6 protein-coding genes are annotated in these 5620 nt (G+C 65.7%); 3 read left to right on the top strand and 3 right to left on the bottom strand.

The window, feature by feature from the left end:
• Positions 1-380 (top strand): hypothetical protein (locus tag ACFV15_RS47655; RefSeq protein WP_378360098.1); only part of this gene is annotated, 380 nt, incomplete at its 5' end.
• 55 nt (positions 381-435) lie between these two features.
• Here ACFV15_RS47655 and ACFV15_RS47650 read toward each other — a convergent pair.
• Complete coding sequence (locus ACFV15_RS47650; RefSeq protein WP_378360097.1) at positions 436-873, bottom strand: MarR family winged helix-turn-helix transcriptional regulator; 438 nt, start codon at positions 871-873, stop codon at positions 436-438.
• Between the two features lie 105 nt (positions 874-978).
• On the opposite strand from ACFV15_RS47650, the gene ACFV15_RS47645 reads away from it, so the two are divergent.
• Together ACFV15_RS47645 and ACFV15_RS47640 are read left to right on the top strand one after the other, a co-directional pair.
• Positions 979-3516: an excinuclease ABC subunit UvrA gene (locus ACFV15_RS47645; RefSeq protein ID WP_378360095.1), complete on the top strand. Its 2538-nt coding sequence runs from the start codon at positions 979-981 to the stop codon at positions 3514-3516.
• Positions 3517-3692: 176 nt separating this feature from the next.
• Positions 3693-4100 (top strand): hypothetical protein, encoded by a 408-nt coding sequence (locus ACFV15_RS47640; RefSeq protein WP_378360094.1) that lies wholly within the window; start codon positions 3693-3695, stop codon positions 4098-4100.
• A 212-nt stretch (positions 4101-4312) separates the two neighbouring features.
• On the opposite strand, the gene ACFV15_RS47635 is transcribed toward ACFV15_RS47640, so the two are convergent.
• Positions 4313-4744 (bottom strand): hypothetical protein, encoded by a 432-nt coding sequence (locus ACFV15_RS47635; RefSeq protein ID WP_378360092.1) that lies wholly within the window; start codon positions 4742-4744, stop codon positions 4313-4315.
• A 175-nt stretch (positions 4745-4919) separates the two neighbouring features.
• Positions 4920-5357 (bottom strand): hypothetical protein, encoded by a 438-nt coding sequence (locus ACFV15_RS47630; protein ID WP_378360091.1) that lies wholly within the window; start codon positions 5355-5357, stop codon positions 4920-4922.
• Positions 5358-5620 lie beyond the last annotated feature (263 nt).

The following is a 5620-nucleotide window of genomic DNA, read 5'->3' as shown; positions in this document are numbered from 1 at the left end:
TCTCCATGCACTCCCGCTTTGCGATCGGAGATGGAATGAAGATGTTCGGTAAGGTCCTCATGGGCACTGTCGCGGGTGTCGCGCTGCTCGCGTTCGCGCCGGGCGCGAACGCCGCCACGACGAAAGCCCTCTCGGCGGGCGTACATCCGAGCACGCATGCTGTGAAGGTCGCCGTCAACGGTGGGGTCGGCCACTGCCATCCCCTCCCCTCCCACGGCGAGGGATGGGTAACCGTTCCCGGCGTAACCCTGAACGGCGGTGACCGGATCGTCGTCAGCGCATTCGATTCAAGCGGGTGCACTGGCGCCTCCACCAAGGCCGTCTCCGCTCTCGTCTCGAGCTATCCTCTGCCCAACACGCAGTACGTCAGCCTCACCTGAGCGAGAACGGCCGTGGGTCGTGAGTGTTGCCGACGGTTAGAACCGTTCGCCACACTCACGACCCCTTCGCGCGGTACGCGGCGCGCAGTCCCGCGAGTGCCGTCGCCAGCTGGTCGAGCGCCCGCTCCGGGAGCACCGAGCCGATCCGGGCCTCCAGCTCCTCGTCGAAGACCTTCGTCGCCTTGGCCAGCGTGCGTCTGCCGGAAGGGGTGAGCTCGACGATGGAAGAACGCCTGTCGTCGGGATTGGGGCGCCGTACGCAGTAGCCTGCGGCTTCGACCCGATCGACGACCTTGCTGGTGCCGCCTACCGTGATCCGGAACTCCTCCGCGATGTCCAGTACCCGGCATCCGGCCCGCTCGTCGAGCAGCCGCATCACCTCGAACCACGTGAGTTGCAGGTCACAGGCCGCCCGCAGGCGAGCGTCGACGGCACCCCACAGCTCGATTTCGAAGCGGATCAGGTCGGTGTACAGCATCCTCAGGTCTACCACGGCTTCCTCCTCGGATTCCTCGCTCCGCACGCGCCGACGCCAGTATAGTTTCCTTGGAAGCAAGTTCCAGGAAATATGAACGGCCGCTGAAGGAAAGAGTCGCTGATGGACACGCACATCGATGATCAACCTCTGTCGATCGAGGTGCGCGGTGCACGGGTGCACAATCTCCAGGACATCGACGTCACGGTCCCGCTGCGCAAACTTGTCGCACTCGCGGGTGTTTCCGGGTCCGGCAAGTCATCGTTGGCGATGGGAGTGCTGTACGCGGAAGGGTCACGGCGGTACATCGAAGCGCTGTCGACCTACACCCGCCGCCGGATGTCACATGCCCCGCGCGCGGACGTCGACAGTGTCACACATGTCCCCGCCGCACTCGCCCTGCGTCAGCGCCCGAGCGTTCCCGGGGTACGCAGCACCTTCGGCACCTCGACCGAGCTGCTCAACGTCCTGCGCCTGCTGTACTCCCGGCTGGGTTCGCACTGCTGCCCGAACGGCCATCGCCAGGAGCCGACGATCGATGTGGCCCTCAACCTCGACCTGACCTGCCCGGTGTGCGCCGTCACCTTCTACCCGCCTGGCGCGGAGTCGCTGGCCTTCAATTCCGACGGCGCGTGCCCGCACTGCACCGGAACCGGGATCGTCCGGGAGATCGATGAGGAGCGCCTCGTCCCCGATCCCTCCCTCACCATCGCACAAGGGGCCGTCGCGCCGTGGTCCATGTTCGGCTTGACGGTGATGCCGCAGGTCGTCGCGGAGTTCGGCGTGCGCACCGAGGTGCCGTACGCGGAACTGACCGCCGACGAGCGTGCCACCGTGATGCACGGCCCTGCCGAAAAGCGCCTCATCAGTGTCCCGTCCAAGAACGGCAAGCTGTTCGAGCTGAACTTCACCTACCGCAACGCCCGGCTGGCCGTGCAGGAGGCGCTGGACAAGGCCACCAGCGAGCGCGGGCTCAACCGGGTGAGCAAGTTCATCAGTGCCCAGGTGTGCCGCAGCTGCCATGGCACCCGGCTCAGCGAGCAGGCGCGGGCCTCGCTCGTGAACGGGATCAACCTCGCCGAGGCAACCGCCAAAACCCTCGACGAGCTCGTCCGCTGGGTGCCCACCATCGGGGATTCCCTGCCACGGGACATGCACCAGATGGCGCGGGACATCGTCGCCAAGTTGCTGGAGACCGCGCGCCGCTTGCTCGATCTGGGACTGGGCTATCTCAGCCTCGACCGGGCCGGCTCCACCCTGTCCACCGGTGAGCGGCAACGCGTACAGCTGGCGCGCGCGGTGCGCAACCAGACGACCGGCGTGCTCTACGTGCTGGATGAGCCTTCCATCGGCCTGCATCCGTCGAATGTGGACGGACTGCTCGGTGTCCTGCGAGACCTGCTGAAGGACGGCAACTCCGTTGTGCTCGTCGACCACGACGTCCAAGTTCTGCGCGAGGCCGACTGGCTCATCGAGATCGGCCCGGGCTCGGGTACCGAAGGCGGGCGCGTACTCGCGACCGGCGACGTGCCAACCCTCGCCGAGCATCCGGAGTCACTTCTCGGCGGCTTTCTCGTCGGGCGTGAACCCGTCGTCGTGCGGCACCAGGCAGGCGAGGACGAGGTGTTCGAGCACGGGCGCATCCACCTGTCCACCCGCCCGCTGCACACCGTCCACGCGCTGGACGTCGACATCCCGCAAGGACGCCTGACCGCCGTCACCGGCGTGTCCGGATCGGGAAAGACCACGCTCATCCTCGAAAGCCTCGTACCGGCGCTTGAAGCGAAAGCCTCCGGCGAGCGGCTTCCCGCCTGGGTCGAGGCCGTGGACGCCGCAGGCGTCACCCGGGTCAACGTGGTCGACGCCACCCCGATCGGTGTCAACGTCCGCTCCACCGTCGCCACCTACAGCGGTGTTCTCGACGAACTCCGACGTGCCTACGCGGCCACGCCGGCGGCGCGAGAGCGTGGCCTGACCGCCGGCGACTTCTCCTACAATACCGGGTCGCTGCGGTGTCCCCGCTGCGAAGGCACCGGCCAGGTCTCGCTCGACGTGCAGTTCCTTCCCGACGTCGACATCGTCTGCCCGGACTGCGCAGGCTCCCGGTACGCTCCGGCGGCCGTCGAATACCCGCGCGAGGGAATCACCCTGCCCGACCTGCTCGCCCTTACCGTCCGGCAGGCGATCGAGCACATCGAGGACATGCGCCGGGTCCCGGCGCGGCTGCGGGCACTCGTCGAGCTGGGACTGGGCTACCTCACCCTCAACGAGGCCACGACGGCATTGTCCGGCGGAGAAGCACAACGCCTGAAGCTCGCCTCGGAACTCGACCGCGACCAGGCCGACACCCTCTTCGTCCTCGACGAACCCAGCGTCGGCCTGCACCCACTCGACATCCGCACCCTCCTTGCGGTCATCCAACGCCTCACCGACAAGGGCGCCACCGTCATCGTCATCGAGCACGACCTCGACATGATCGCCAACGCCGACCACCTCATCGACATGGGCCCCGGCGGCGGAGCGGCGGGCGGCATGATCGTCGCCACCGGAACACCGCGGCTCCTCGCGCGCGACCGTCACGGCCTCACGGCCCAGTACCTCGGCAAGCACCTCGACATCGGGGAAGACAACAGGCGAGCGGCTGTTTCTCCGATACGGTGAGCACGCCCAAAAGTTCGGCCCGATCGGCAGCGCCACCAAATCCGAAAAACGCGAATTTCGAGACATCGGGGCCCTCATCGCACGGTCGCAGGCCTACCATTGTGAAACGTCACATGACGTGTTTCCGGAGCTGCCATTCGATGAGGCGCTTAAAAAGAACAAGGAGTACGACGACCATGCGCATGAAGAAAATCTTCAGTGTTGTGTTGAGTACGATGGCCGCGGCCAGTCTCACCTTGGTGGCGACGTCGCCATCGGAAGCCGCCACCAAGGCGGCCCGCGACACCTGCCCGGACGAATACCTCGGTGTTAAGGTTTACTACGACAAGGCGCGGTGGTCGGTGTACGCCGATCTTTACGACGGCAATGGCAAGAACGTCGACCACTGGCAGGCGACCAGCAAAAAGGGACTAGGCGAGGTGAGCTGGCGCTTCGGGAACTGCGGCGACGGCGGATGGGCCCACATCTGGATCGATGTTCCCGGGCAACGGTTCCACGAATTTTTTATGCCGCGCACCCGCGGCCACTGCTTCAGCATCACCAACAATGGCACCCAGCACATCGTCGCCAGGTGCACGATCTGAGCACGGCCGGTCAAGACCGTCTGGTGAACCCGCTCGGCGAACCATTTCGCGGCGTTGACGCGTTCAGCCCGGGCTGATTCGCTTGGTGCTCTACCGTCCGCCGACCGCGCCGTGCTGACACGCGAACGCGGCGGTGCCTGCCATTGCGGGCACCGCCGCGTTCGTCGAAGCCCTCAAGGGCGAATGAAAGGCGACGACGCGCCTCCGAGCCGTCAGCCGGCAGCACTGCCAAACGTGATGTACACCGACCGGAAGTTGTCATTGTCAGGCTTAGCGGCCCACCCAATACCCGCACTTGACTGCGAGAGACCGTCTTGACAGTTCCGGTCATTGTAAAGCAGGACAGCGGGGTTGCCGCGTGCGCTGTCCGCAGCCACCTTGATGCTGGGAACAGCGAGCTTGGTGTAACCGACGTTCGAGACCGGAGCTCCGCCGACACGGACACTGCCGACAAGGGGGTGGCTGTTCACGATTTTGAGACAAGACTGACCCTGCGGAGCGTCGCATCGCACCGCCGCGGCCGCCTGTCCCGGCAGCACCAGTACCGATGCCGTGAGCACACCCAGCGCTCCCAGCAGCGTGAGCCCCGCCCGCGACTTCTTCCTCAGGTCACGGTCGAGCCGCGCCGAGCTGAGTAACTTCATGTCATCTCCTGTTCAGGAATCCTGCACGACCTTCGCCGCTCCAGCAGAACTGCGCGAAATCCTCACCATGAGTGTCAGCGAGCGAACGGCCCAAATGGGCGAACCGGGCGGTTCCGCCGGCATCCGAGGGAAATCCTTCACTAATCGTCCCGTCAAGAAATCCCTCTGGTCACACTCAGTCCACACCAAAGCCAGACGTCGTGATGGTCACCCACCGGAAGTTGTCGTTGTCGGGTCTGGCGTCCCACCCGACAACCACACCCGCTGTGATTTGGGAACCGGATCCGCAGTTCCGGTCGCCGTAAGGCAGCACAGGGGGATTCCACCACTTGCCGTCGGCGGGCACCTTGATGCCGGGCCGGGTCTGGCTGGAGCCGAGGTTCGGGACACAGACTCCGTTGACACTGATGCTGCTCGCAAGCGGGGTGTTCTTCATGACTCCGAGGCAGGACTGACCCCGCGGAGCGTCGCACTTCGTCGCCGCGACCGCCTGTCCCGGCAACACCAGCACCGATGCCGTGAGCACACCCAGCGCTCCCACGAGTGCGAGACGCCTCGTCCGTGACTTCTTCCTCGTGTCGCGGTCGAGCCGCGCCGAACCGAGTACCTTCATGCCATCTCCCGTTCAAGAATCCGGTGTGCCCGCCGCAGCTCCAGCAGAACTGCGCGGAATCCTCATCGTGAGTGTCAGCGAGCGAACGGCACAGGTGGGCAAGCCGGGCGGGTCCCATTTTCGTCCGAGGGAAATCCTTCACCAACGGTCCGTCCACGACTTTCCCGCGTTGCGCACCCCTTCGCCCACGACACGGCTGGCACCAGCCCGGCGACCACCGCTTCTCCGACCTGATCCGGAGCGATCACCGCACGGCAAGAGGC

The organism is Amycolatopsis sp. NPDC059657 (genome assembly GCF_042734395.1).
GTDB lineage: Bacteria > Actinomycetota > Actinomycetes > Mycobacteriales > Pseudonocardiaceae > Amycolatopsis.
The sequence above is the reverse complement of the archived record's forward strand: the minus strand, read 5'-3'. Positions and strand labels throughout refer to the sequence as shown.